A 23686-nucleotide genomic window follows, 5' to 3' on the forward strand; every position below is an offset into this window, starting at 1 on the left:
CAAATGACACGTACTCTCCCACTCTCCCACTCTCCCACTCTCCCACTCTCCCAACTCCCAACCAGGGCTTGGTCATTGTCCGCCGATGGCTTCTAATCCTCCGTTGGCCTACCCCTCACGCGATTTTGGAGCTCTCGACCGATGTTTTTCCTCGACGTGTTGTCTCGATTTGCTCATGTTGGCACGGCGATCACGATGGTTGGCGGCACCATGTTTCTGTTGTTCGTATTCTTGCCCTCCTCGCAAGGGCTCGACGATCACTCGCGAGGATCGATCAGCACTGCGGTCGTTGGACGCTGGAAACGTTTTGTCCATGCCGGCATTTTATTGTTGTTGCTCAGCGGCATGTACAATTACATCCGCGCGATCCCTGGACACAAAGGCGACGCCCTCTACCACGCGTTGGTAGGCACCAAAATGATCCTCGCCCTGGTCGTCTTTTTCATCGCTTCGGTCTTGGTAGGGCGTAGTCCCAAATTCGACGCGATGCGAAGCCAGCGACCGAAATGGTTGAAAGTGATTGTATTTTTGGCTTGTGTGATCGTTGCCATTTCGGCATTTGTGAAGGTCCGCGGCCTGCCCGTGTAGGACGACTGAAAGCTTTACCAAGCATGAGTGACGTGGCGTTCGCCCATCGTTTACAATTTCGGGAGCCCCAATGCTCCCACGGGGCAAATCCGAATTTTCATGACGCCAGCACTCAGGATCAACTTTATGCGTTTGTTTTCACTGCGGGCGAGTCTGCCCATCGTCGGGACGGTATTGTGCGCGTGCTTAGTCGCAAACGCCGAAGATTGGCTCGGCTGGCGTGGTGCCGATCGCGCCAACCGGTCTTCCGAAACGGGACTGTTTGAATCCTGGGGCACCGATGGACCGTCGCTGCAATGGATGGCCGAAGGGCTGGGCGCTGGCTACGCGAGCGTTTCGGTTGCCGGAAACCGTATCTACACCACCGGCAATTTTGACGACAGCCAATCGGCGGTCGCGATCGATGCACGCTCGGGCAACATCCTTTGGAAACAAGCGATCACCGCCGCTCCACCGAAACATGGCTACGCAGGAAGTCGCACCACGCCCACCATCGATGGCGATCGTTTGTATATGGTCAGCAGCGATGGTCGCATCGTTTGCTTGAACGCCAAAGACGGTTCCCAAGTCTGGAGTCGTGATTTTAAGGAATGGAATGGCAAGATGATGAGCGGATGGGGATTCAGCGAATCTCCGCTTGTCGACGGAGACCGTTTGATTTGCACCCCCGGCGGAAACGCAGGCTTGATGGTCGCACTCGACAAAACCAATGGTAAAGACATCTGGGCTTGCAAACTCGCTGGCGATGATTTGGAAAGTGGTGGAAAAAAGGTCAACGACGGGGCCGGTTATTCGTCGCCCGTGATCTCCCATGGCGGCGGTGTAAAACAATACATCCAATTGGTCGGCCGCGGTTTGATTGGCGTTCGCGCCGCGGATGGAAAATTGCTTTGGCAATACAATCGCGTTGCCAACACCACCGCGAATATCCCCACGCCATTGGTCGATGGCGACCATGTCTTCACCAGCACCGGATACGGCACCGGTTCAGCGCTGTTGAGCCTTTCGAGCGATGGAAAGGGCGGCGTCAAGGCGCGCGAAGACTATTGGCTCGAAGGTCGCGAATTGCAAAACAAACATGGTGGCATGACGTTGATCGATGGCTATATCTATTGCGGTCATGGCAACGGAACGGGGCTGCCGATTTGCGTCGAGATGGCGACGGGAAAGATCGCCTGGGGCCCCGAGCGAGCCAAAGGCAAGGGAGAAACCAGTCTGATCTATGCCGATGGGCACATCCTCTATCGTCGCGAAGATGGCACGTTGATCTTGACCAAAGCCACCCCGGAAAAATTCGACGTCGTGAGCATCGTGAAGCCTGAATTCCAACAAGGCCAAAGTTGGGCCCATCCCGTCATCGCGGGTGGCAAACTGTACTTGCGTGAGCAAGACAAGCTGATGTGCTACAAGTTGAAATAGGGCCCCCCGGGCAAACGCCGTCCGGTCGAGCGTCCCCCCTGGGACGCCATGGGCTCGCCCCCTTTCGTCCGCTCGCCCGTATCTCGAGCGCACAAAGCAAACCAACCCCCGGTTTGAAAAACCGAGCATTTTGGGTTTAATCAAGTGGATTGCGCGTACTGAAGTTGCCCCCGTTCTCAAGTTGCAAAGCTTAAAAAGGCCCCAGAGGTCCCAAAGGGATGGGGTGGCCAGCAATAAAGAGCGATCGACCGATTGCCCCGTACGCTCGGTCGCACCGTCGACTTATGCTCAACGACCGCACTGCAATCGACATCACACTGGCATGGCGACTGCGGCATTCCCCACTCTCCTAACGCCCCGCGACTTTTACACCCCGATTTGATTATGCGATACACATCGATCCTTTTGGCTGCCCTGATTCTAAGCACGGGTTGTGATTCCAAAACGGAATCCCCCGACAACGTCCAATCGACCACAACCGCCCCTAGCAAGGTGAAAGAGCAGATCCAGGAGGCCCCGGAAACGGTGGCGGCGTTGGAGCAGGTCTCTGCGAAGCTGAAACGGGATGCCAATGGAGCGATCGTGGAAGTCGATTTCCGTGGCACGGAGATCGACGACACGCATTTGGCGCTACTGAAACCACTCTCACGCGTGCGTTCGGTTTTGCTGGCCGGAACCGCGGTCTCCGACGAAGGACTTAAAACGCTGGGAGAAATTCCAACGCTCGAGAACGTCGATTTGCGAGATTGCAAAATCGGTAATGCGGGACTCGCCCATTTGACGCCGCTGGCCAAGTTGAAGGCACTACGATTGTCGGGAAAGAGTGGCGATTGCACCGTAGACGATGACGGCATGCAACACGTCGCCAAGCTGGCCAATCTCAAAGTCTTGGCGATCGATTTCTTGTGGGTCAGCGAACTCGGGCTCGAAGAGCTCACCGGCCTGAAAAATTTGCAAGAGTTGTACATGGCCGAAACCACGATCGGAAACGACGCGATCACGATCCTGGCAAGCTTTCCAAATCTTAAGAAGCTGCGTATTGCTCGGAATCAAATCGATGCAATGGGAATGGCCGAACTTGCCAAACTGAAAAATCTTGAAGAACTCGACCTTAGCGAGTGTGCTCAATTGTTTGATGACGCCATGCAATCGCTGAGCGAATTGACCAAGCTCAAAAAGTTGAACCTGTGGCGCGTCAACATTTCCGACGCTGGCATCGAGCCGCTCCAAGGGTTGACCATGCTTGAATCGCTCAACTTGGATAACACGCGTTTAGGTGACGCGGGCATGCCCTATCTCAAAGATCTAACCAACATGACCTTCTTGCATCTGGGGTCCACTCAGATCAGCGACGAGGGACTGGTTTACCTCGAAGGCATGACGGCATTGAAGGACTTAAAAGTCACCCGCACGGCGGTCACCCAAGAGGGTGTCGACAAGCTGAAGGCAAAACTGCCTGGAGCCGAAATCCAGCTGAAATACCTTGAGGAATAATCGAGGACTAAGGAATAAAACGCAGGCAATAAAGCTTGCAGGCCCAAACCAGGCCCGCTGCAACTTCCCAGCGACACGTCCCCTCAATCTCCGCGGGGCGTGCCGCATCTAAAACCGCCACTCTAGCATCCCGCCGTAGCCGCCATCGGCCACGTAGGGATAGACCTGCAAATTGCTGGCGGCCCCCTCGCTACGGTCGATCGCCGATGCGGCGACGTAGGCCATCCACCAACCGAGCGCGACTTGGCTCGGGTAGTGGGCATCGTCGTTCACTCGCGACAACGGCCCCAGCAGCGATCCGGCGAAGAAGGTCGCCTTGAGCAACGGTCGCTCGGTCATCTTGGCGGCGTTGAGGAACGGCAACGCGGACATGAAGGCGTGACCGCTGACCCCATTGTTGTCTTGGAAGGGCAGCCAACGTGAGCCGCGGTCCTTCTCACTTGGACGTGAGCCACCGGTCAACCGCTGTGCCAAAATCAGCGGCGGGGCACCGACCCAAAACGATCGCAACGAACGCTCGCCCCATCGCCCCGCGGTCGTCAAGACAGCGGACTCGTCAAAGTACGCTCCCGCCGCCCAAGCGGTTGCAAAAATCGGCAGTGTGTAGAGGCCGTTGCCGAGCTCTTTGTCCGCATGCAAAAACTCGGACCAATCATCGCTGGTCGCTCCCCCAACGCTGGTTTGAAAATGACGGTGCAGCTCCTCGTCAAGCTGCGTGTTGGCGACGGCCGCTCCGATCAGAAAACCGCCCCCCAGCAATTGAAACGAGCGTAGGTCGTAGTAGTTCCGATGGTCCGATACGACGCGGTTCCAAATCGTCGCACGCGGGGTCAAGCGAGTTTGAGTTTGCTCTGCATCGGTTTCAATGAAACCGGAATCGATAAAACTGGAATCCATACCCCCAGAATCGTTGCAAAGCGGCGGGCAATTCGGCGCAAAGGCCAACGGCGATCCCCGCAACGATTCATCGGTCGGTGAGGTGAGCGCGAGCCAATCCGCGTCGGGTGGGGGATCGAGAAACTGGCCCCAAGCGTTGACGGGCAAGAAAACAACCAACAACGCAGCGGCAATCCAGCCCTGCAATGCCCAGCCCTGCAATCCCAAACTCAATAACAACGGCCGATGGAAAGCTATCTTCAATTCACGGTGACCAAGGAGGAAGTCGAAAAGGCCTAATTACTAAAGCCTTCGTAATCAGGGCAAGGCCAGCGGCGGCTTGGGATTGCAGAAAAACTAAAAACACCGTAATTTCTTGGTGGGCTTTTTGAAAACGGAGTATCTCATGCAGCCATCTCAGCCGCGCCACGCGTGGCGTCCCCAGAAACGCGTCGCCTTCACGATCCTAGAGCTACTGGTCACGGTTTCGATCCTCGGCATTGCTTTGGCGATGTTGTTGCCCGCAATCGGAGCGGCACGCGAGGCGTCGCGGCGGATTCAATGCGTCAGCCATCTGCGTGAGATCGGCATCGCGCTGCATCATCACCACGACGCTAAACGCAGTCTGCCGGTGGGATGGGCGTTTGAGCCGTCGAGCCAATCGGCGTACGGATGGACCGTGCCGTTGTTACCGTTCCTCGAACAACCGGCGCTGTTCGACGCGATCGATCCCCACAAAGCGATCGGTGACCCCGCCCATGCTCAAGCTCGCCGCACGTCGCTTGAAATCATGCTTTGTCCGTCCGACATTGCCGAGTCGGCGTTTGCGTTATACGCCATGGATGAAGAGGACGAAGAGCATGGAGTCGGGAGAGACCTCGCAAATCACGACGCAAACGAAACGCTCGTTCAACTGCCGACCGCAAACTATGTCGGCGTGTTCGGAACACTCGACCCCGACGACGCAGTCCCTGCTCCTATCGGTGATGGCGCGTTTTTAGAAAACCGATCGGTTCGCTTTCGCGATTTCGCACGCGGACTCTCTAACACATTGGTGGTTGGCGAACGCACGATGGCCCAAGTCCCGTCCACTTGGTTGGGCGTCGCTTTGGCGGGCGAAGACGCGGCAGCCCGCTTGGTCGGATCGGCACTCGAAGGGGTCAATCATCCTTTGGCCGACGAGTGTGATTTTTCCAGCCGTCACCCCGGCGGTGCGAATTTTTTGTGGGGCGATGGCCATCTGTCCTTCGTGACCGAGAGCGTTGACCTGCGTCTCTACCACCAATGGTCGCAATTGCGAATGCCCTACCCGCACGCACCTTAGCCCCACCCCGCAACGAACATCCTGGCACAAACGCTTGGCGTCGCCAACGTGGGCCGATGTTTTCCACCTCATCCTTCGTCCTCCCGCAGCGATTCAATTCATGCCACGATCATCAAAAGAACGAGTCGAACTCACCAAATGTGAAGCCGAAGTCATGGATGTCATCTGGGACAAAGAACGGGTGACCGTCAACGATGTCGTCGCAGCGATCGAGCGTGAGCTAGCCTACACGACCGTCATGACGACGATGAAAATCCTGGAAGACAAAAAGATCATTGGTCGCGGCGAAAAGATCGGCCGCGCGTTCACGTATACACCACTGGTCACGCGTGAACAAGTTCGCGAAGGGATGCTCAAATTGTTGACCGACCAATTGTTCGGCGGTTCAGTACGATCACTCGTGCTCAGTCTGATTCAATCCGATGCCGTCTCCGTCGACGACATCGAAGCGGTCAAGAAAGCCGCGGCAAAGTTAGGGGATTCGTAATGGATTCGTCACTCGCCTTTGAAATTGGCAGCACCCTATGCTTCCAAATCGCAATCGTCATCGCTGCCGCTGCGGGGCTCCAACGTTGGCTGGGCGATGCCCGAGCGGGATGCCGGTTGTGGACGGTGTGCTTCCTTTCGATCCTGGTGATCGTGGCTGCCGCGTGGTTGCTTCCGCATCGACGTCTGTTCGACTTTCCACTCGACGGCAGACGAGAGAGCTTGCTCCGAATCGTGACCTGGCAGACGCGGATTGCGATCGCCCTGATGACGATTTGGCTCACGGGACTCACCGTCTCTCTGGCGCGTCGCGGTTGGCTCTGCTTGCAACTGAACCACTTTTTGAAACATCGCTGCGTCGCAATCGAAGCGGACGCATTGCTCGAACGATTGCAGTTGCAGGCACCTCCGAAAATCGAAATCCTCATTTCGGACGAAATCCAAGGTCCCTTTTGCTGGCAACTTCATCGGCCGTTGATCGTGTTACCCAAAGCGTTGATCGACGAAGATGACACCACGCTGCGGCATGTTTTATTGCACGAGATCGAACACTTGCGGACGCAGCATCCGATGCAGCACTTTTTACAGGGCGTCTGTTCCACCCTACTGTGGTTTCATCCCGCAATGTGGATGGCGGCGCGCGGAGCTGATTTGACCCGTGAATTTCTATGTGACGAGGCCGCGGCAATTGGATGCGGAAAATTCGGTGCCTATTTACAAACGCTCGCCAAGGTCGCCGAGCGTTGCGAGAATCAATCTTGCACCGCGGTGCCTCGTGGAACACTCGCGTTTGGAAACCAAAAGAGTACGCTCATCCGACGCAGCGAGCGTCTCGTCAAGATCGCTCAACGCCCCCAGCAACGCCCATCGAAGCGTCCCGCCATCGCGATCGGCGCCCTAATCGTGGTCGGGGTCTTGGTGCAACAAGTTTGGTTGCCAACCAACGCCCGGGCATCGAGTCGCAGCGAATGGTCGCCGTGGCCGAGTTGGACCGCCGAAGCGCTGCACAACAGCTTCGACCTTCAACTCCGCGACTTCGAACGGTTTGAAAACTCATTGCAAATGCATGAACTTTTACCGGAAACGCAGGACGGATGATCTCCAGAGCGGCCGCGCGGCACCGGCCGCAACAACCACTTAGGCTTTGGAATTTAGCTGCTCTTTAGCCGCTTGTAGAAACTGCAATGCATCGATCGGCGTCATCGCATTGACGTCGAGTTTTTGGATATCATCCAACAACGGATGGTCCGCAAAACCAAACAACGTCAATTGGAAATTCCCGTTACTATCTGCCGCTGCGGGGCCAGCCAATTTGGGACGGTCCAATGCGTCACGATGGTCGTGCTCTAGCTGCGCTAAAACATCTTTGGCTCGCTCGTTCACGGTGGTTGGAATACCGGCAAGCCGCGCCACATGGATGCCGTAACTCTTGTCCGCCCCACCGCTGACGATGCGGTGCAGGAACACAACTTCGTCATTCCATTCTTTTACCGCCACATTCAAATTGGCGACGCGTGGGAGCGTTTCCTCGAGCTGAGTGAGTTCGTGGTAATGCGTGGCAAACAACGTGCGGCAACCGACCTGTTCATGCAAATGCTCGGTGATCGCCCATGCTAACGAGAGTCCGTCGTAGGTGCTCGTGCCTCGTCCGATCTCGTCCAAGATGACCAGACTTCGCGAGGTCGCGGTGTTCAAAATCCGAGCGGTTTCCACCATCTCGACCATAAACGTACTTTGCCCACGACTCAATTCATCGCTCGCCCCGACCCGTGCAAAGATCCGATCGGCGATCCCGATCAAAGCGCGCTCGGCGGGCACAAACGACCCCGCTTGCGCTAGCAGCGTGATCAGCGCGACTTGTCGAATGTAGGTGCTCTTACCCGCCATGTTCGGACCGGTAATCAGCAGGATCATCCCCGTTTCAGGCGAATGCACGCAATCGTTCGGTACAAATTCGCCTTGCGGAAGGGTGACATCGAGCACCGGATGGCGCCCCGCTTCGATACGCAGCACCGAATCATCGGTCAATTCAGGGCGCACCCATTTGCGTTGCGACGCAATCTCGGCAAGCGCCGCGAGCACATCGAGCTCCGCGATCGCCACCGCAACTTCTTGTAGAATGCTCAGATGCCGGTGCGTCTCAAAACGCAAATTCTGAAACAGAAGCTGTTCGCGCGAGGACGCTTTGTCATCGGCAGCCAACACCTTCTCTTCATATTCCTTCAATTCGGGCGTGATGTAACGCTCGCAATTCTTCAACGTTTGTTTGCGAATGTACTCCGTTGGAATCTTGTCTTTGTGAGCGTTGGTGACTTCAAGAAAGTAACCAAAGACGCGATTGTAACCCACCTTCAGATTGGAAATCCCGGTCGTTTCCATCTGTTTCTGTTGGTAGGCGGCGATCCATTCTTTTCCGCCGCGCGCCAACAATCGCAAGGCATCGAGTTCTTCGTCAAAGCCCTCACGAATAAAGTTGCCATCGGCGGCATGCAGCGGGCACTCATCGGCCAACGCATTTTCGAGCTGGGAACGCAATTCGGGACAGAGATGCAAATGGGCTTCAACAAACCCCAATCGCTCGGCTTTGCGGTCGGCCAATTTGGCCTTCATCTCTGGCAAATTCTCAAGCGTCCGAGCCACTTGTTGCAAATCACGCGGCCCGGTTCGTCCCGTGGCGATCCGCGCCAGCAACCGCGTCAAGTCAAACGTGCGTTTCATCGTCGCGCGAACATCGCCACGAAGTCGCGAATCGTTGACCAACTCCGACACGGCATCCAAGCGGGCTTCGATCGCATCGCGATTGACCAGCGGTGCAGCAACCCAATCGGCAAGCAGCCTCGCCCCCATCGGGGTGCAAGTGCGATCGATCACTCCCAACAACGATCCCTCGCGCGAACCGGTCCGCATCGTGCGGGTGACCTCTAAACTCCGCCGAGTCGAGGCGTCGATCTGTAGGACCGGCGAACGATGATGCGCACTGATTTGGCGAAAGTGATCGAGTCCGCCCTGTTGTGTTTCTTGTAGGTAGGCGAGCACGGAACCGGCCGCGCGAACCGCGGGAGCATCGTCGTCGCCGAAACCAAAGCCTTCGAGATTGTGGACGGCAAATTGTTTGCACAACGCTTCACGCGATGCGTCTTCGGCAAACGACCACGCCGGACGCGAGGTCCAAGACCAGGGGGCGGTTGTATCGAGAGTGAAGCGCGCGTCGTCTTCGCGATAAAGGACTTCGGCCGGACCGATTCGGGCGAGCTCGTCTTCGATACGCGAAGCGGGAAAAACGCCCGACTCGAAGCGACCACTCGACAACTCAGCCCAGGCAATCCCGACTCGCGGTTCGCCATCGCCCTTGGATCCCTTCTTGCCCGCTGATTTGACTGGCGCAAGATAAACCGCCGCCAAAAAGTTGGCTTCGCGTGGGTCGAGCAAACCGTCGTCCGTTAACGTGCCCGCGCTGACGACGCGAGTCACTTCACGGCGAACAAGCCCTTTGGCTTGCTTGGGATCCTCGACTTGCTCACAAACCGCCGCGCGATACCCCGCCCGAATCAACTTGTTCAAATAGGCGTCGAGTTGATGGTGCGGGAACCCCGCCATTGCGGTCGGATTATCACTGTCGCGATCACGGCTGGTGAGCGTCAACCCTAACAATTGAGCCGCCGTTTTCGCGTCATCCAGGAACAACTCGTAAAAGTCGCCCATGCGAAAAAACAACAGCGCGTCGCCGCAGGCTGCCTTGGCTTCGTGATACTGTTTCATCATTGGTGTCATGCCGCAAATCCTACCCGGCACGACGGTGGGCGAAAAGTCATCCCCAGGCTAAATTCGACGAATGAAACCAGCGCGGAGCCTCTCCCTACGGCATAAGCCAACGTTTCGGATTAGAGCAACCCTGCGGCCCAGTCAAGCCGGCAGCACAGTCAAGCCGGCGGCCCAGCCAAACCGGCAGCCCAGCCAAACCGGCCCAGCTCCGATCGAGTTCGCCCCGCGGGTACTTCAGCGACGCTTTGCGTCCGCCCGCCTGTCAATCCGCGGCTCCTGTGATCCTCCCTGCCCTACATCTGCGAGCCTGCACTACATCTGAGAGTACGACTGCGGCACCAACACGTACTTGTCAATGTGCGAGACCGTTCCTTGGTACTTCGCGACTTTGCTCAGCACCGCCCAATCTGGGTGAGCCCGAAATGCAACCCACGCTTGGTTGCGAGCTTCTTCGTTTGGATAGACGGTTAAGTAGGTCAGACTTGGAGTTTGAGGGCCGACCAGACATTGACCAATGAACAGGGGTTGAATGCCACTATCGAGAAAAATGGGCACTTCCCCAGAATTAAACATGTCCACTTTTAGATCGCCCAGTCGTTCGTTGGGACTTTCGTAAAGCCTCAATTCGTAAACGCGATCCGCGTTGGACAACGTCCCCTCAGGAACTTTCGCCTCGGGCATGCAATCCATTGCCACTAACAACTCGGATGTAATCCGATGATACGGAGGATTATCGGCTGCTCGATCAAGGTAGCTTTTCGCGTCGGTGTGATACTGAGCATCCTTTGCCAAGGCCCGTTGCGTGCTCTGCATTTGTTGGGCATTTGCATAAGGAATCACGACCACGAAGCGTGGACTGTCCGAGGAATCGTGCGGCGAATTGGTGAAGACGCCGACCGTCTTGATGCCATTGCGATTGAGCGCCGGCACCAACGCATCACGTAGATAGGCTTCGATCGCCTTGGCATCTCCCTTTTCACCAAGCAGATAGGAACGCACCTCATAAAGCTCGCGATCGGGTTCCGCCGCCTGAGAAATTGACGCGGCCGAAGCCATCACGACCAGTAGCATCAAGGAGTTCAAGAAGGTGCGATTCATGTTACCGCCAATGGGGTTGGAGTGATTCAAAATTCCGTGTGCCGAAACCCTCCGCAACGGTCGCGACACAAAAACAAGCCAAAAAACAAACGGCGCTAAGCACGAACCTTGCTGAGTACGCTCGCGATGGCCTTTGACATCATAATCGCCAGCGCAGGGTTCGTTCTACCGTAGCAGCCGTGGGTTGGAGCGTTTGAGCGACAAATCGAAGGTAGGACAGCGCGTCCGGCCGAGTTCAGTTCGCGAACATGCTTCGTGCGGGCAACGGGCCTTCGTGAGGGCAACGGGGCTTCGTGAGGGCGAACGGGGACCCATTTTAGACGTTTTTTGAAAAAAACGAGATTTTCCTGCACGGATGCTGCCTCCCCACGTCACTAATACTCTTAGAGCGACGTCAGCAAAAGCCACGTCACTAAGCAGGGAGGCAGGAATGATTGGGTGAAATCCCATTAGCCGCTTGGGCGTTAGCCCCAGTTGAACCGCTTGAACCGGGGGCTCACGCCAAAACGGCTAATCTACCGAAAGACTCCTGCCTACCTGCTCAGCTACTCCTTGCTCGGCGACACACACATTCCTCGGCGACACACACACAGAGTGCAAATTCCATGGGTGCAAAAATGCGGCTAACCCTTCGTACACTGCTGGCTTATCTCGACAATACGTTAGAGCCCATGGATGCCGAAACCCTTCGCGAGAAGATTGCCGAGAGTGGATTTGCGGGGCAATTGGTTCAACGAATCCGATCCAATTTGACCAATCCCGCCCTTTCGGCTCCGGCGCCCGACGCGGTGGCGCCTGTCGAAGAAGCGAACGTGATTGCCGAATACCTCGACAGCACGCTGTCGGCGGAACAAATCTCGGAGATCGAACGCGCTTGTCTCGAATCGGACCAACAATTAGCCGAAGCGGCAGCGTGTCATCAAATATTGACCCTGGTCTTGGGTAAGTCGGCCGAAGTCTCTCCGGAACTTCGCCAGCGAATCTACGCGTTGCCCGAGCGTGATATTGCGGACATTGCTACGGCAGGTAGTTTTGCATCGGTATCGGTTCCCGTTGGCGATGCCAATGCCAATGCCGCTAGCCAACACAACCTCGATTTACATTCGCCCAACGAGCCATCCGAACTCGATGCGTTGCACGCTGCGGCGACCCAATCAAGTACCGCCCACCCGGGCGGCGTCGTTCAACCGGTCGGTCCAGGCGACTCGGGAGTCTCGGATGCGCCCACACGCATTCGCCAATCCGATGACCAAGCGCGAACCAACCAACCGAGCGCTCGAGAGGGAACGATGGCGGGCAGCCGACCTCGGTCAGCGCTCGAAGCGGCTCAAATGTACGGCGGCTCGATACGCACCAGCCGGATTGCCCCTTGGTTGGTTTCGCTGGCGCTTGCCGGAATCCTGTTGTTTGCACTGGTGCGAATCTTCGAACCACTTCTGAATGGGTCGACCGCCTCGAAATCCGATTCTCAAGTGACGTGGACGGACGTCGAAGCGTCGGAACGATCCGTCCCCGGCGATCCAATCGCTGTCCCAGCGGAACCGCTTGAGCAGGCCACGGTCGAAACTCGCCAAAACGTTCCCAAGGACAAAACCACGGACGACGTTGTGGCCAACGCTCCCCCGAAACCCACTCCGAGTGACAACAAGGTGGTGACGGAGAATCCTGCCACCCCACCCGTACCGCCCCTAGCCCCCTCAACCGAGATGACGACCGTCACGCCGGAGCAGCCATCCAAGAAGGAAACCCCCGATAGCAATGTCGCAGTGACGGGCCCCGATTTACCGCCGCAGCAAGACAAGGTGATGGAACCGGCGCCAACCCCAGACGTAGCACCTAGTCCAGCTCCAGCCGCAACACCTGCCCCAGCGAAAACCGACGGCAGCGCGGAGGTCGCCCCCCCGGCCAAAGAACCGATGACCGAGAAAGGGGACACCAACGCAGATACCGTTCCCACCTCGCCTCCGACCGAGACTGCCACGGAGCAACCGCCCACCAACGGGGCGATGGAGGATCCCAAATCGCTCGACGCCGCGCCGGCGAAGCAACCGCGCATGGACATCGCCAAGCTGACAAGCCAATCGGGACTCGTCTTCGCGATCAGTGACGACGCCGCCCCCGTCCAAATCCGCCAAAACGCAGTGGTCACTGCGGGCCAAACCGTCGTCTGTGCTCCCACGTATCGTGTTCGCTTGGACACGGTCGATAACATGGCCGTGACCTTGGTTGGCCCCGCTAAGGTGCGTTGGACCGCCAACACCGACGAGAAACCTGTTCTACATGTTGAGTTTGGTCGCATCTTGCTCGAGGCCATCAAACCCGGCGCGACCATCAACGTGGTCGTCGAGGACCACTCGCTCGAACTCGCTTTTGCTGACGTCGAGTCGCTAGTGGCATTGACGCTCGCCCACTTTCGGGCGCCCGGCTTTGATCCCTTGCAGAAAGAAAATCACATCACCACCCTCGGGCTCGTTGTTGCCCAAGGCAAGCTAGGACTCCGCGACGGCGAGAACGAGATCGAGCTGACAACGGGCCAGCAATGGGTGCGACGCGGAAGCGAAGCGGCCGTCGTTTCGGAATCCAACACCGCACTCGATTGGATTACCCCCCCAGACCCCAACGAACAATCGCTCGAGTCTTCGGCACGCGAAGCCTTGCTAGGGCTAATGGTAGCGGAACGCCCCGTCGAAATCTCACTTCGCGAAGCGACGATGTTTCGGCGTAGTGAAGTCGGCGCGTTGGCGGCACGCACCTTGTTGGCGCTCGGGCGTTCGGACGTCTTTTTCGGAGGCGATGGTATGCTCAGCAAAGCCGACCAGCGATCCTATTGGAGCGATCAATTTGCGGCGCTGCAAACCGAAATCGATCGCAATGCCGACGCGGCTGAAAAAGTGTTCGAAGCCATCCAACGGATGGACTCCGCAAACGCCAAAATCTTGTTCCAATTGCTCACCGGCTACTCCCAAAGACAGCTTGCCGAGGGAGGCGATGAAGAACTCGTTCGCAACCTCGATTCACCGTCCATGTCGGTCCGAGCACTTGCACTCGAGAACCTACACAAGATCACTGGCGTGACACTCAGCTTCCGACCGGAACAAGACAATGCCGCCCGGCGTGGTCAAGCAATCAAGAAATGGGAAGCACGTCAACGCAAGGGCGATATCCGCTGGGCACAGCCGTAACCCGGATGATTCATTGAAAGACCGATCTTATTGCAACGGATAACTCCATCCGTCATGGGGCTAAGTTTCAAAACAAGGCATCTTTCCTGATCGGACACGAAAGTTTTCCTGGGGCTTACGCAGCGCAGATTCCCAACCAATACGATCGGGTAATCACAGCGAGCTTACGCCCCAGAGCAACTGCTTCGGCCACTTGCGTGGCTGAATAGCGTCCCCTTAAACCATCCGCTGAACATGCGTTGGCATCATCTCCGGCGCATCCTCCCCCTCGCAGCGGCATCGTCGTGATCGCCAAGATCCGAGCGGACGCAGCACGGTCCCCGGCGCCACAATGATGGCCATCATCAACCAAGTTGCCCCCATGACCACCGCCGCTAACGAGCGGCGGTAGACGGTTTTGCCCAACGCGTCACCTTGGCCAATCGGAGGTTGCACGACCGGAGCCACGCTCAACGCGTAGCGAGCTGCGATTGACTTGGCGTCCACCACGTTGATCACGGGTACCTGTTTGGCAAGCATGCGGACGGCAACACAATGGGGCAAGTCTTCGGCCGCAGGAGCCGTTAAGTGCACCCCCGTAGTGAAACAGGCGTTGCCAGCGGTGCCGCCGATCGATGCCGAACCGCCACCCACATTGATGTAGGCCGCATACGATTGCCCCTCGTTGGCATGCTCGTACAACTCGATCCGCTCTTGAATCAACGCCCGTAGCCCCGTCGCCTCGAGCATCGGGATTGCGTTTCGGCTCAGTGCAGCGGAGATCAGTTCGCGAGTCGGCTCGGGCATCCCCGATGCGCGATCGTACAGGCCCCCAAAGGTGCCCGCCACGCTACGGAACGAAATCACCCCAGCGTCATACAGCTCCCGTTCCATGTCAGCCCACATCATCTCGGGATCATTCGCACCATATTGACTGGAAGCGGCCGACAGAATGATCGTCGGCTTCAGCTGTAACGTTTCGACAGCGGCGTAGACGGCGATATTCAATCCCGGCCACGACCCGCTGGCGCCGATCGCAACACGGTCGCCCGGTTTGACTCCCGCCTCTTCGAGCCACTGCACGACGATGGCCGCAAAATTTGGATTGATCGACGTTTGCTTGGACTCCAACGAGCCAAGCTTGCTGGTCACAAGCGACATCGACGGACCGATCAAATGCGACCCTTGTGGGTCTCGTTTTGGCACCACCCGATGCCCTTTCTGCTGCTGAACTTGCGCAATCACACGCATCGCGGTTGCCGCCTTTTCTGCGGCGGCCTTGCGAGGCACTTGAAGTTCGGGGGCCACCTTTGCTGGCCACCACTGCACGAGCGTCATCCCCATCAACGAAACGATCATCCCGCTCCACAAGCAAGCTCGCGAGAGTCGCTTGGGCCGCCAATACATCACCTCAAAGGGCGTTTTTCCCACTGGAAACGTCTCTTCGGATGGCTTCATGCGATCGTCTCCACTCCAACAAGAATCAAGGTCAAGCGAACCAGCACCGCCGAGGACAACATCGGCGACAAGGTTTCGATAAAGCCTTGGCGTTCAAACCACAATGCAATCAATCCCGGCACGATGAAACCAATCATCACGCTGGGGTCGGCCGCGTCGGCCGAAACCACCGCTGCTGATCCCACGTGGCCTGAAACCGCCTGGGCAACCAAGCGGATCGCCAAACCCACAGAAAACCCAAACATCACCGTCAACACGACGCGTCGACGGCCAAATAGAATCGCCCATCGCGACACCACACGGACCAATCCCCATGTGATCAACGCCGCAGCGATCGTCAGCATCACGGCGACCGGTTGGTGCAGCGACAGTGCGAGGTAGCCTGGGACGATCATCCCGCCCACGCTGAGTCCGAGCAATTCCGTGACCCCCAAACTGATGACTAAGCCAATCGCGATGGCTAACAACGTGACATCCATTAAGCGGCTCCGATTGATCGAGGGGCGTCTGTCGAACGGCGTTGTGTATGTTCCGCATTGCGAAAATAGTCCAACAAATCCATGCCCGGTCCAGCGATATTCCCCATTCCCATCACCATCGAGGAACGGCCCGATTGGCCACGCAGTAGATGGACCAATTGGGACGCGGGTTGAGATTCGGCGCAGGTCAAACGATCGCGTGAGAGTCCGTTTTGGATCACTCGACGGGCGAACACCTCCGTCCCCGTTCCCGATAACACATAGTGGTCCGCCGGATGCCATCGCAGACAAGCTTCGGCAAGTTGCAGCGATCGGTCCACCCGATCTTCGCGGCAATTGAACAGGGCGATTCGTCGCTCGACCGCTTCATAACGTTGCACTAACGTGTTCCAACTATGCCCGGTCGACTCCGGATCATTGGCGGCAAAGGCGTTGACGAAAACCATCTCTTGTTCCGGCTCGGCAACCCGGAACAATCGCATCACGCCGGGATCGGCATCGGCAGCCCACATGCCGGAGAGTGCGATTTGCCGGTCGACGCCAAGATCCGCACAGAGCCGTAGCGCCAAAGCGACATTGTCGGGATGCTCAATGTGCGAAAATCCGGCGAGTTCGTCCCAGCTCACTTCCGCGACATCGTCATCCAAAATCGAAACCAATTCGGAATCTCGATCGCGTGCCGCGTGGGCAATCACCTGTAAAGGCTTTTTTCGCTGCTCCGCCGTGTAAATCGTTCCTGACACCGGCACGGTGCCACACAACGCCTTGGTGACGCCCACCACATCGGGGCCCATCACATCCAAATGATCGGCACGAGCGTTGGTGATGACGCCATGGGTGGATTGAACCAATTTCAGTTCGCAAAGGGATTGCAGTTGCGGTTGCAATGCCATGCACTCGATCACCAAGGCTTCCGTCCCCAATCGCGCCGCGGCGTGAACGACGCGGCGCTGCTCCATAATGTTCGCTCGCGACGGACGAAACACCGCCGCTTCACTGCCGTCGGGGAAAATCATGCGAGGCACGGTGCCGGTCGTCTTCGCACACGTGCGAATGCCTCCCGCACGCAACCCCGCCGCGATCAACCGAGTGACACTCGACTTCCCGCGAGTTCCGTTGACGTGAATTCGAATGGGAATCTTGGACAAATTGCGTTGGTGCCATCGCGATTCGACAATCCCGATCGCCGACAGAGCAAGCGCACCGCCACTCACAAGCAGAGTTCCGTACATGAACCCTCCATTTTTAAACAGATTTAGGTTTCAGAAACGTTAGAAATCAGAAACAGAGCAGAGACAAGAAAAGGCTAAATCCAAAACGATTGACGAAACATATCCGTTGTGATCAAGAACGCGGGGACACCCCACATTTGCAAATGCGAAGCGAGTTGCGGACATCCCCTCGGGTCATTGATTGTCAAACCATTGATTGAGAAATCGTTCCAAACGATGTGGACTTAGATGTAAAGATTAGATGTAGACTTACGAAGACAAGCGTCAACGGCGCGATCGGATTCGTGCTCCGAACAGCGGTCCGTCAGATGAGAATGTCACCATACACAACCGCCGCGTCGACGATCAAGGGCGTCCCCATTGGGGTCTCGGGGCTTACCCCTTTGTGATGAGACGCCGTGACGGAGCGTCAACGACGCAAAGAAGGGCGTGATGAGAGCCGCGCCGCGTGGCAGCAGCGGCGTAAAGATTACGGCCTTTTTAGCCGTATCGCCGAAGCATCGACGATGGAATCACGACGCATCGACAACTTAGCCGTGGATGGTCGCTAGCACTTGTCCGGTCGCCACTTTGTCGCCAACATCGAACAAAATTTCCTGAATCACGCCATCGATAGTAGAGGACACTTCGATCTCCATTTTCATCGCTTCGAGAATCAAGATCGCTTCTCCGGTGCGGACCTGATCCCCCGCTTTAGCGAGCACCTTGAAGACGGCCCCTGGCATTTGCGAAGTGACTTCGGTGACCGCTGCCGCACTCGGCTTCGCTGGGGGCTTGCCGTTAGCCTCGGTTTCCGCTTGAATCCCCACGCGATAGACCTTGCCATCGACCGTGACCATATTGCCTTCAAAGGCCATGAAGATGTCTTTGCCATTGACGGTAACGGTGTATTCAGCTGGCGATTTTCCGTTGCGGGTCGACGCGGTCGTCGGTGCCGCCGCGGTTGGCGATTCGGCTGCCGTTTTGTCGATCTTACGCACACCGACTTCGGCTTTGCCTTGCAGGAACGCGATTCCTTTTTCTTTGCAGGTCGCCGCGATGAAAATGTTTTCATCATTGATCGGCAACCCTTCGGATTCGAGTACGGCGGTGGCCGCCGGGATGCCTTTGCTTGGATCGGCATCATTCAACTCGAGCACGCCGGCGGTCGTCGGTTCGAGCTGGAGTTGCTCGGCGGCAAGTTTCACGACCTCGGGATCCGGCGACACTGGGGTTTTGCCAAAGTAGCCTAACACCATTTTGCCATAGGGTTCGGCGATCTTTTTCCAAGGCCCGAACATGACGTTGTTGAAAGCTTGTTGAAAATAGAACTGCGAGACGGGCGTTACCGAGGTCCCGTAGCCCCCTTTTCGCACCACATCGCCCATCGCCATGATGATTTCGGGATACTTTTCCATGATCCCGTTGTCGCGAAGCATCTGAGTGTTTGCGGTCAAGGCACCACCCGGCATCGGGCTCCACGGGATCAACGGTTCGACCGCGGTCGCCTCGGGCGGCAAGAAGTAATCTCGCATGCAATCCTTGAAGACCTCTTCGGCCTGGCGAACCTTTTCGACATCGATGTCCAATTCGTAATCGGTGCCACGCAGAGCGTGCCACATGACCAAGATATCGGGTTGACAGGTGCCACCGGAACAGGGAGCCATGGAGAGGTCGATGGCATCGGCGCCGGCGTCGATGGCTGCCTTGTTCGCCAACACGCTGACTCCCGCCGTTTCATGCGTATGGAAGTGGATAAAGGTTCCTTCAGGCAACATTTTTCGCGCGCTGCGAATGGTCTCGTAAACCTTCGAGGGAACGGCCGTTCCAGAGGCGTCCTTGAAGCAAACGGCATCAAACGGAATCTCCGCGTCGAGGATATCACGAAGGGTTTTCGCATAGAACTCGGCATCGTGAGCCCCAGAGCAACCTGGCGGCAACTCCATCAGCGTAACGCAAACTTGGTGCTGCAATCCGGCATCGACGATACATTGGCCGCTATAGATCAGATTGTTGACATCGTTGAGCGCATCAAAGTTGCGAATCGTCGTCATCCCGTGTTTCTTAAACAAATCGGCATGCAGTTTGACGATGTCACTCGGTTGCGAATCGAGTCCCACAACATTCACGCCGCGAGCGAGGGTTTGCAGATTGGCGTCGGGACCGGCCGTCTCACGAAACGCATCCATCATGTCAAAGGCGTTTTCGTTGCAATAGAAATACAACGATTGAAATCGGGCGCCGCCCCCCGCTTCGAACCAGCGGATACCGGCATCCCGGGCCGCTTCGACCGCCGGCAGAAAGTCCTTCGTAAACACTCTCGCTCCGTAAACCGATTGGAATCCGTCGCGGAACGCAGTGCACATGAATTTGACTTTCTTCTTTGACACTTTTCTTTTCCTAACGCGAATTCGATACAAGACAGAGGGAGGAGTTGTGGACGCTTGGTTTAGCGTCCGCAGCCCGATGACAAACTAAAAACGGAGCGAGCCCACTAAAACGATTCTTTGACCAACACGGCCCACAGCACTCCGGCGGCAATCGCAGACCCGATCACCCCCGCGACGTTGGGTGCCATCGCGTGCATCAATAGAAAATTGTGCGGGTCTTCTTGTTGACCCACCATCTGAACCACCCGAGCAGAATCGGGAACCGCCGAAACTCCCGCAGCTCCAACCAACGGATTGATTTTGTCAGTCAAAAACAGGTTCATGAACTTGGCAAACAACACTCCGCCAGCGGTGGCGATGGCAAACGACAGCGCCCCGAGTCCAAAAATCAACAACGATTCAGGCCTCAAAAACGTATCGGCTTGAGTGCTCGCCCCCACCGAAAAACCGAGCAGGATGGTGACGATGTCAATCATCGCGTTACGCGCGGTGTTGGCGAGTCGTTCGGTAACCAAGCTTTCTTTCAACAGGTTTCCAAAGAACAGCATCCCCAACAGCACCACGGCTCCGGGTGCGATCAACGTGGTGATCAGAAACGCGGCGATTGGAAAGATCATCTTTTCACGCTTGGACACATTGCGCGGCGCCTTCATCCGAATCAAACGCTCCTCGCGCGTCGTCAACAAACGCATGATCGGCGGCTGAATCACGGGGACCAATGCCATGTAGGAATAGGCCGCGATCGCAATCGCCCCGAGCAGATGGGGAGCCAGTTTGGCCGACAAGAAGATTGCCGTCGGACCATCGGCGCCGCCAATGATCCCAATCGCGCCCGCTTCCTGAAGATTGAATTCGAGAAACAAGGCCCCCAGGAACGTCAAGAACACACCGATCTGGGCGGCCGCACCCAACAAAATCAACTTCGGGTTCGAGAGCATCGTCGAAAAGTCGGTCATCGCACCAATGCCGAGAAAAATCAGCGGTGGATACAAACCCTGGTTGACCCCGAAATAGATATAGCTGAGCACGCTACCCGGTTGATAGATGATCTCGTCACCGATTTGTTGCCAGCTATGAACGTCGTAGACGCTCAACGACATGCCCGCGATGGTCGGGATATTGCCCACGACCGCGCCCATGCCGATCGGAACCAATAACAGCGGTTCATAGTCCTTGACGATCGCCAGCGTGATAAAAAAGATGCCGATGATGATCATGATGGCGTTGCCAAACGTCATCGACCAAAAGCCGGTCGTCTTCAAAAAATCAAAAATGATATCCATGGGGCCCTTTCCAGCACCGCTGATGATGGCACAACGAAATTCCGTCGCTGTTTTGCGTTTGCGTTACGAATGGACGCTACGAATTCGATTCGCTTTGGAGTTGTTTCTGAAACTCAGTGTGCAACACGAATCCGATGGCCGCAAAAATGGCGTCATCTTCGGAGGCGAGGCTGTCCGAGGGCGAGCTGGCTTTGCCATGATGCGTATCCACTTCGGGCCAAACCTTAGCCACGATCGCAAGCACGCGAGGCAAACCGGCAATGAACAAACTAATAAACAACAGCGCGAAAACAACAATCAACATGCCCGATATCGCGATCGAAATTCCGTGATCAAGATCCTGGGGGATGATCAACATGAAATGACTTGGCATAAGTGAATTCAGCCGCTGAGCGTGGTGGATGATGGAATCGGTGTCTGTATCGAAGGGGATAATCATAGCGGAAGTGGCGTATAAACGTGCTGGCCGAACGGGCAAAAAATCAAAGAAGTCGTCACTCGGTATCGGTCGTAACGGGCCGAGCCGACGGCTCGGAACGCGACGTGATCCACCCTACCGCAGAGGACAACGGCGGGAATCATTGACTTTGACTCGCCCCCCGGCTAACTTGGCACAAACGATTGTGCTGACCGCGACTGCGACGCCGCAAACCACCTTCGCGAGACGCCGCAAACAACCCTGTGCCGCCCCGCCCCTCGATACGGAATCGTGAATGTCAGTGACGCTCAAACAAGTTGCCGATGCAGCGGGGGTGAGCGTCTCGGTGGCTTCCCGATCACTGAACGGCCGCGCCCGTGAATACCGAATCAGCGAGACGACCGAGAAATCGGTCAAGACAACGGCCGCAAAACTCGGTTTCCAACCTAGCCAAGTCGCACGCTCGCTGCGTCTGAAACGCTCGGGCTTGGTGGGCGTCGTCGTCCCCGATCTGTCCAATCCCTTCTTTGCCTCGATCGCTCGCGAAGTCACCTTGGCAGCGGAACAGGACGGCTACTCGGTGATCGTCGTTGACACGCGCGAGACGACTGCCAACGAAGAAAAATTGGTGGGACAACTCCTCGCTCGACAAATCGAGGCCTTGGTCGTCTGTCCGGTCGGACAAACACAGGATCACCTCTCGGCCATACATGACTCTGGTTTACCCGTGGTGCTTGTCGACCGTGGGTTCCCCGATAGCAAGTTGACCCAGGTCACGTCCAATCATCGTGCGGGAGCTCAACAGGCGACCGAGTTACTCTTGGACCACGGGCATCGTTTGATCGGTATCTTGCAAGGATTGCCTGGGACGTTGCCCAACGACGAGCGTCTCGCAGGCCTGCGTGCTGGCTTGGCACAACGCAACCTCGATTTCGACACGACCCTGCTCGCAGGCGATAATTTCAGCGAGCGTTCGGGTTACGAGTCGACCCATGCGTTGCTCCGCCGCCACCGCGGCATCACCGCGTTGTTTGCCTTCAGCACGCCCAATGCACTGGGGGCGTTACGGGCCACCTTAGAATTGGGGCGACGGGTTCCCGAGGATCTGTCCTTGGTGACGTTTGACGACATTCCCTTTGCTGACTTTATGAGCGTGCCGCTCACCACGGTCGCTCAAGACGTTACAGCATTGGGGCGGACGGCGGCGGATTTAATTACCCAGCAACTGAGTGGCAGTAAACCGCCACGATTAAAAAATCACTGCGTCCAGGTTCACCTCATCAACCGCAATTCGATTCGCGAGGTCAAGCGATGAATAGCAAAGGTCCCCGCATCACGGTGGTCGGTTCGATCAACATGGACCTCGTCATCCGCTGTGATACGTTTGCCCGTCCGGGCGAGACGATCATCGCAAATTCGGCGGCCGAGATCAGTGGCGGCAAAGGGGCGAATCAAGCGGTCGCGTCGGCACGGGCCGGCGGTGACGTGTCGATGATTGGCCGCGTCGGCGACGATGCGTTTGCCCACACACTGTTGCAAAACTTGCAACACAGCGAGATCGATTGCAGCGGCGTCCAAAACACCGCAGACAGTCCCAGCGGATTGGCGATCGTGACCGTTGAATCCGCCGGACAAAACTCCATCATGCTGGTGCAAGGGGCAAACGGTCACGTCACCCCCGAGGATGTCGAGGCGAACCGTAGCGTGATCGAATCCGCCGACGTGTTGCTGTTACAGCTTGAGATTCCGATTGCTGCCGTGCTGGCGTCGATCGCGATCGCTCGGACCGCTGGCGTCCGTATTGTGCTGGATCCCGCTCCCGTTCCGAAGGTATGGAGCGACGCGTTGCTGGGCGTCGATTTAGTGTGTCCCAACGAAACCGAAGCGGCTGCGATCACGGGGCACCCGCTAGAGTCTTTTGACGATGCGGAATCCGCCGCCAAAGAACTTCATCGCCGGGGCGCGAAGCATGTCGCGATCACGCTTGGTGATCGCGGCTCGCTGCTGTACACCGAAAACACAATGCACCGAATTGCGGCGACTCCGATCACGGTGCTCGATACGACCGCGGCGGGCGACGCGTTTGCCGGCGCCTTGGCCGTGCGCTGGGCGGAAACCAACGACTTAATCGAAGCCATGCGTTTCGCCAGCATCGCTGGCGCGATCGCGGCCTCGCGACACGGGGCGCAACCCAGCATGGGGACACGCGAGATGATCGAACAATTTGCCACGACCTAAG

Annotated in this window: 19 protein-coding genes; 10 read left to right on the plus strand and 9 right to left on the minus strand. The window is 57.0% G+C overall.

Features of this window, described 5'->3' with window-relative positions:
• Nucleotides 1–141: 141 nt before the first annotated feature.
• The 3 genes from Pla52o_RS19310 to Pla52o_RS19320 all read left to right on the plus strand — a co-directional run bounded on the left by Pla52o_RS19310 (nucleotide 142) and on the right by Pla52o_RS19320 (nucleotide 3501).
• Nucleotides 142–588 carry a hypothetical protein gene (locus Pla52o_RS19310; RefSeq protein WP_146596258.1) on the plus strand — a complete coding sequence of 149 codons (447 nt, stop codon included), beginning with the start codon at nucleotides 142–144 and terminating at the stop codon, nucleotides 586–588.
• A gap of 126 nt (nucleotides 589–714) precedes the next feature.
• On the plus strand, nucleotides 715–2007 hold the full coding sequence (locus tag Pla52o_RS19315) for a PQQ-binding-like beta-propeller repeat protein (protein ID WP_146596259.1): 1293 nt from the start codon (nucleotides 715–717) through the stop codon (nucleotides 2005–2007).
• Nucleotides 2008–2391: 384 nt separating this feature from the next.
• Complete coding sequence (locus tag Pla52o_RS19320) at nucleotides 2392–3501, plus strand: leucine-rich repeat domain-containing protein (protein WP_231612479.1); 1110 nt, start codon at nucleotides 2392–2394, stop codon at nucleotides 3499–3501.
• 108 nt (nucleotides 3502–3609) lie between these two features.
• On the opposite strand, the gene Pla52o_RS19325 is transcribed toward Pla52o_RS19320, so the two are convergent.
• Entirely contained in the window at nucleotides 3610–4641 is a 1032-nt protein-coding gene (locus Pla52o_RS19325; RefSeq protein WP_231612480.1) for a hypothetical protein, read from the minus strand.
• Between the two features lie 142 nt (nucleotides 4642–4783).
• Between Pla52o_RS19325 and Pla52o_RS19330 the strand changes: the two genes are divergently transcribed.
• The 3 genes from Pla52o_RS19330 to Pla52o_RS19340 all read left to right on the plus strand — a co-directional run bounded on the left by Pla52o_RS19330 (nucleotide 4784) and on the right by Pla52o_RS19340 (nucleotide 7285).
• Nucleotides 4784–5701: a DUF1559 domain-containing protein gene (locus Pla52o_RS19330; RefSeq protein WP_146596260.1), complete on the plus strand. Its 918-nt coding sequence runs from the start codon at nucleotides 4784–4786 to the stop codon at nucleotides 5699–5701.
• 100 nt (nucleotides 5702–5801) lie between these two features.
• The gene (locus Pla52o_RS19335) at nucleotides 5802–6188 is read left to right on the plus strand and encodes a BlaI/MecI/CopY family transcriptional regulator (protein WP_146596261.1); all 387 of its coding nucleotides are present in this window, start codon (nucleotides 5802–5804) and stop codon (nucleotides 6186–6188) included.
• Complete coding sequence (locus Pla52o_RS19340) at nucleotides 6188–7285, plus strand: M56 family metallopeptidase (RefSeq protein WP_146596262.1); 1098 nt, start codon at nucleotides 6188–6190, stop codon at nucleotides 7283–7285. The genes Pla52o_RS19335 and Pla52o_RS19340 overlap by 1 nt, the downstream gene beginning before the upstream one ends.
• Nucleotides 7286–7324: 39 nt before the next feature.
• Here the strand turns inward: Pla52o_RS19340 and mutS are convergent, their stop codons facing one another.
• Together mutS and Pla52o_RS19350 are read right to left on the minus strand one after the other, a co-directional pair.
• Nucleotides 7325–9958 (minus strand): DNA mismatch repair protein MutS, encoded by a 2634-nt coding sequence (gene mutS, locus Pla52o_RS19345; RefSeq protein WP_146596263.1) that lies wholly within the window; start codon nucleotides 9956–9958, stop codon nucleotides 7325–7327.
• A 303-nt stretch (nucleotides 9959–10261) separates the two neighbouring features.
• The gene (locus tag Pla52o_RS19350; protein WP_390620902.1) at nucleotides 10262–11020 is read right to left on the minus strand and encodes an NIPSNAP family protein; all 759 of its coding nucleotides are present in this window, start codon (nucleotides 11018–11020) and stop codon (nucleotides 10262–10264) included.
• Between the two features lie 632 nt (nucleotides 11021–11652).
• Here Pla52o_RS19350 and Pla52o_RS19355 point away from each other — a divergent pair.
• The gene (locus tag Pla52o_RS19355) at nucleotides 11653–14229 is read left to right on the plus strand and encodes a hypothetical protein (RefSeq protein WP_197169369.1); all 2577 of its coding nucleotides are present in this window, start codon (nucleotides 11653–11655) and stop codon (nucleotides 14227–14229) included.
• Nucleotides 14230–14445: 216 nt separating this feature from the next.
• Here the strand turns inward: Pla52o_RS19355 and pgsW are convergent, their stop codons facing one another.
• Genes pgsW through pgsB form a run of 3 tightly spaced genes read right to left on the minus strand, consistent with a single transcriptional unit; the run spans nucleotide 14446 to nucleotide 17377 of the window.
• Nucleotides 14446–15666 (minus strand): poly-gamma-glutamate system protein, encoded by a 1221-nt coding sequence (pgsW, locus tag Pla52o_RS19360; RefSeq protein WP_146596266.1) that lies wholly within the window; start codon nucleotides 15664–15666, stop codon nucleotides 14446–14448.
• A complete protein-coding gene (gene pgsC, locus Pla52o_RS19365) occupies nucleotides 15663–16145 on the minus strand; it encodes a poly-gamma-glutamate biosynthesis protein PgsC (RefSeq protein WP_146596267.1) in 483 nt (160 codons plus the stop codon). The genes pgsW and pgsC overlap by 4 nt, the downstream gene beginning before the upstream one ends.
• A complete protein-coding gene (gene pgsB, locus Pla52o_RS19370) occupies nucleotides 16145–17377 on the minus strand; it encodes a poly-gamma-glutamate synthase PgsB (protein WP_146596268.1) in 1233 nt (410 codons plus the stop codon). The genes pgsC and pgsB overlap by 1 nt, the downstream gene beginning before the upstream one ends.
• A 398-nt stretch (nucleotides 17378–17775) precedes the next feature.
• Here pgsB and Pla52o_RS27065 point away from each other — a divergent pair, with 398 nt between their 5' ends.
• Nucleotides 17776–17928, plus strand: coding sequence for a hypothetical protein (locus Pla52o_RS27065; protein ID WP_197169370.1), 153 nt, complete (start codon nucleotides 17776–17778; stop codon nucleotides 17926–17928).
• On the opposite strand, the gene Pla52o_RS19375 is transcribed toward Pla52o_RS27065, so the two are convergent.
• The 3 genes from Pla52o_RS19375 to Pla52o_RS19385 form a co-directional block, all read right to left on the minus strand.
• Nucleotides 17908–19746 carry a biotin/lipoyl-containing protein gene (locus Pla52o_RS19375; RefSeq protein WP_146596269.1) on the minus strand — a complete coding sequence of 613 codons (1839 nt, stop codon included), beginning with the start codon at nucleotides 19744–19746 and terminating at the stop codon, nucleotides 17908–17910. The two genes, Pla52o_RS27065 and Pla52o_RS19375, sit on opposite strands and share 21 nt — an antisense overlap.
• Before the next feature lie 104 nt (nucleotides 19747–19850).
• Complete coding sequence (locus Pla52o_RS19380; RefSeq protein WP_146596270.1) at nucleotides 19851–21029, minus strand: sodium ion-translocating decarboxylase subunit beta; 1179 nt, start codon at nucleotides 21027–21029, stop codon at nucleotides 19851–19853.
• Between the two features lie 76 nt (nucleotides 21030–21105).
• Complete coding sequence (locus Pla52o_RS19385; protein ID WP_146596271.1) at nucleotides 21106–21468, minus strand: OadG family protein; 363 nt, start codon at nucleotides 21466–21468, stop codon at nucleotides 21106–21108.
• A gap of 274 nt (nucleotides 21469–21742) precedes the next feature.
• On the opposite strand from Pla52o_RS19385, the gene Pla52o_RS19390 reads away from it, so the two are divergent.
• Nucleotides 21743–22762 (plus strand): LacI family DNA-binding transcriptional regulator, encoded by a 1020-nt coding sequence (locus tag Pla52o_RS19390; protein WP_146596272.1) that lies wholly within the window; start codon nucleotides 21743–21745, stop codon nucleotides 22760–22762.
• On the plus strand, nucleotides 22759–23685 hold the full coding sequence (gene rbsK, locus Pla52o_RS19395; protein ID WP_146596273.1) for a ribokinase: 927 nt from the start codon (nucleotides 22759–22761) through the stop codon (nucleotides 23683–23685). Before Pla52o_RS19390 ends, rbsK begins: the two co-directional genes overlap by 4 nt.
• Nucleotide 23686 lies beyond the last annotated feature (1 nt).

The sequence above is a fragment of the Novipirellula galeiformis genome (assembly GCF_007860095.1).
GTDB classification, from domain to species: domain Bacteria; phylum Planctomycetota; class Planctomycetia; order Pirellulales; family Pirellulaceae; genus Novipirellula; species Novipirellula galeiformis.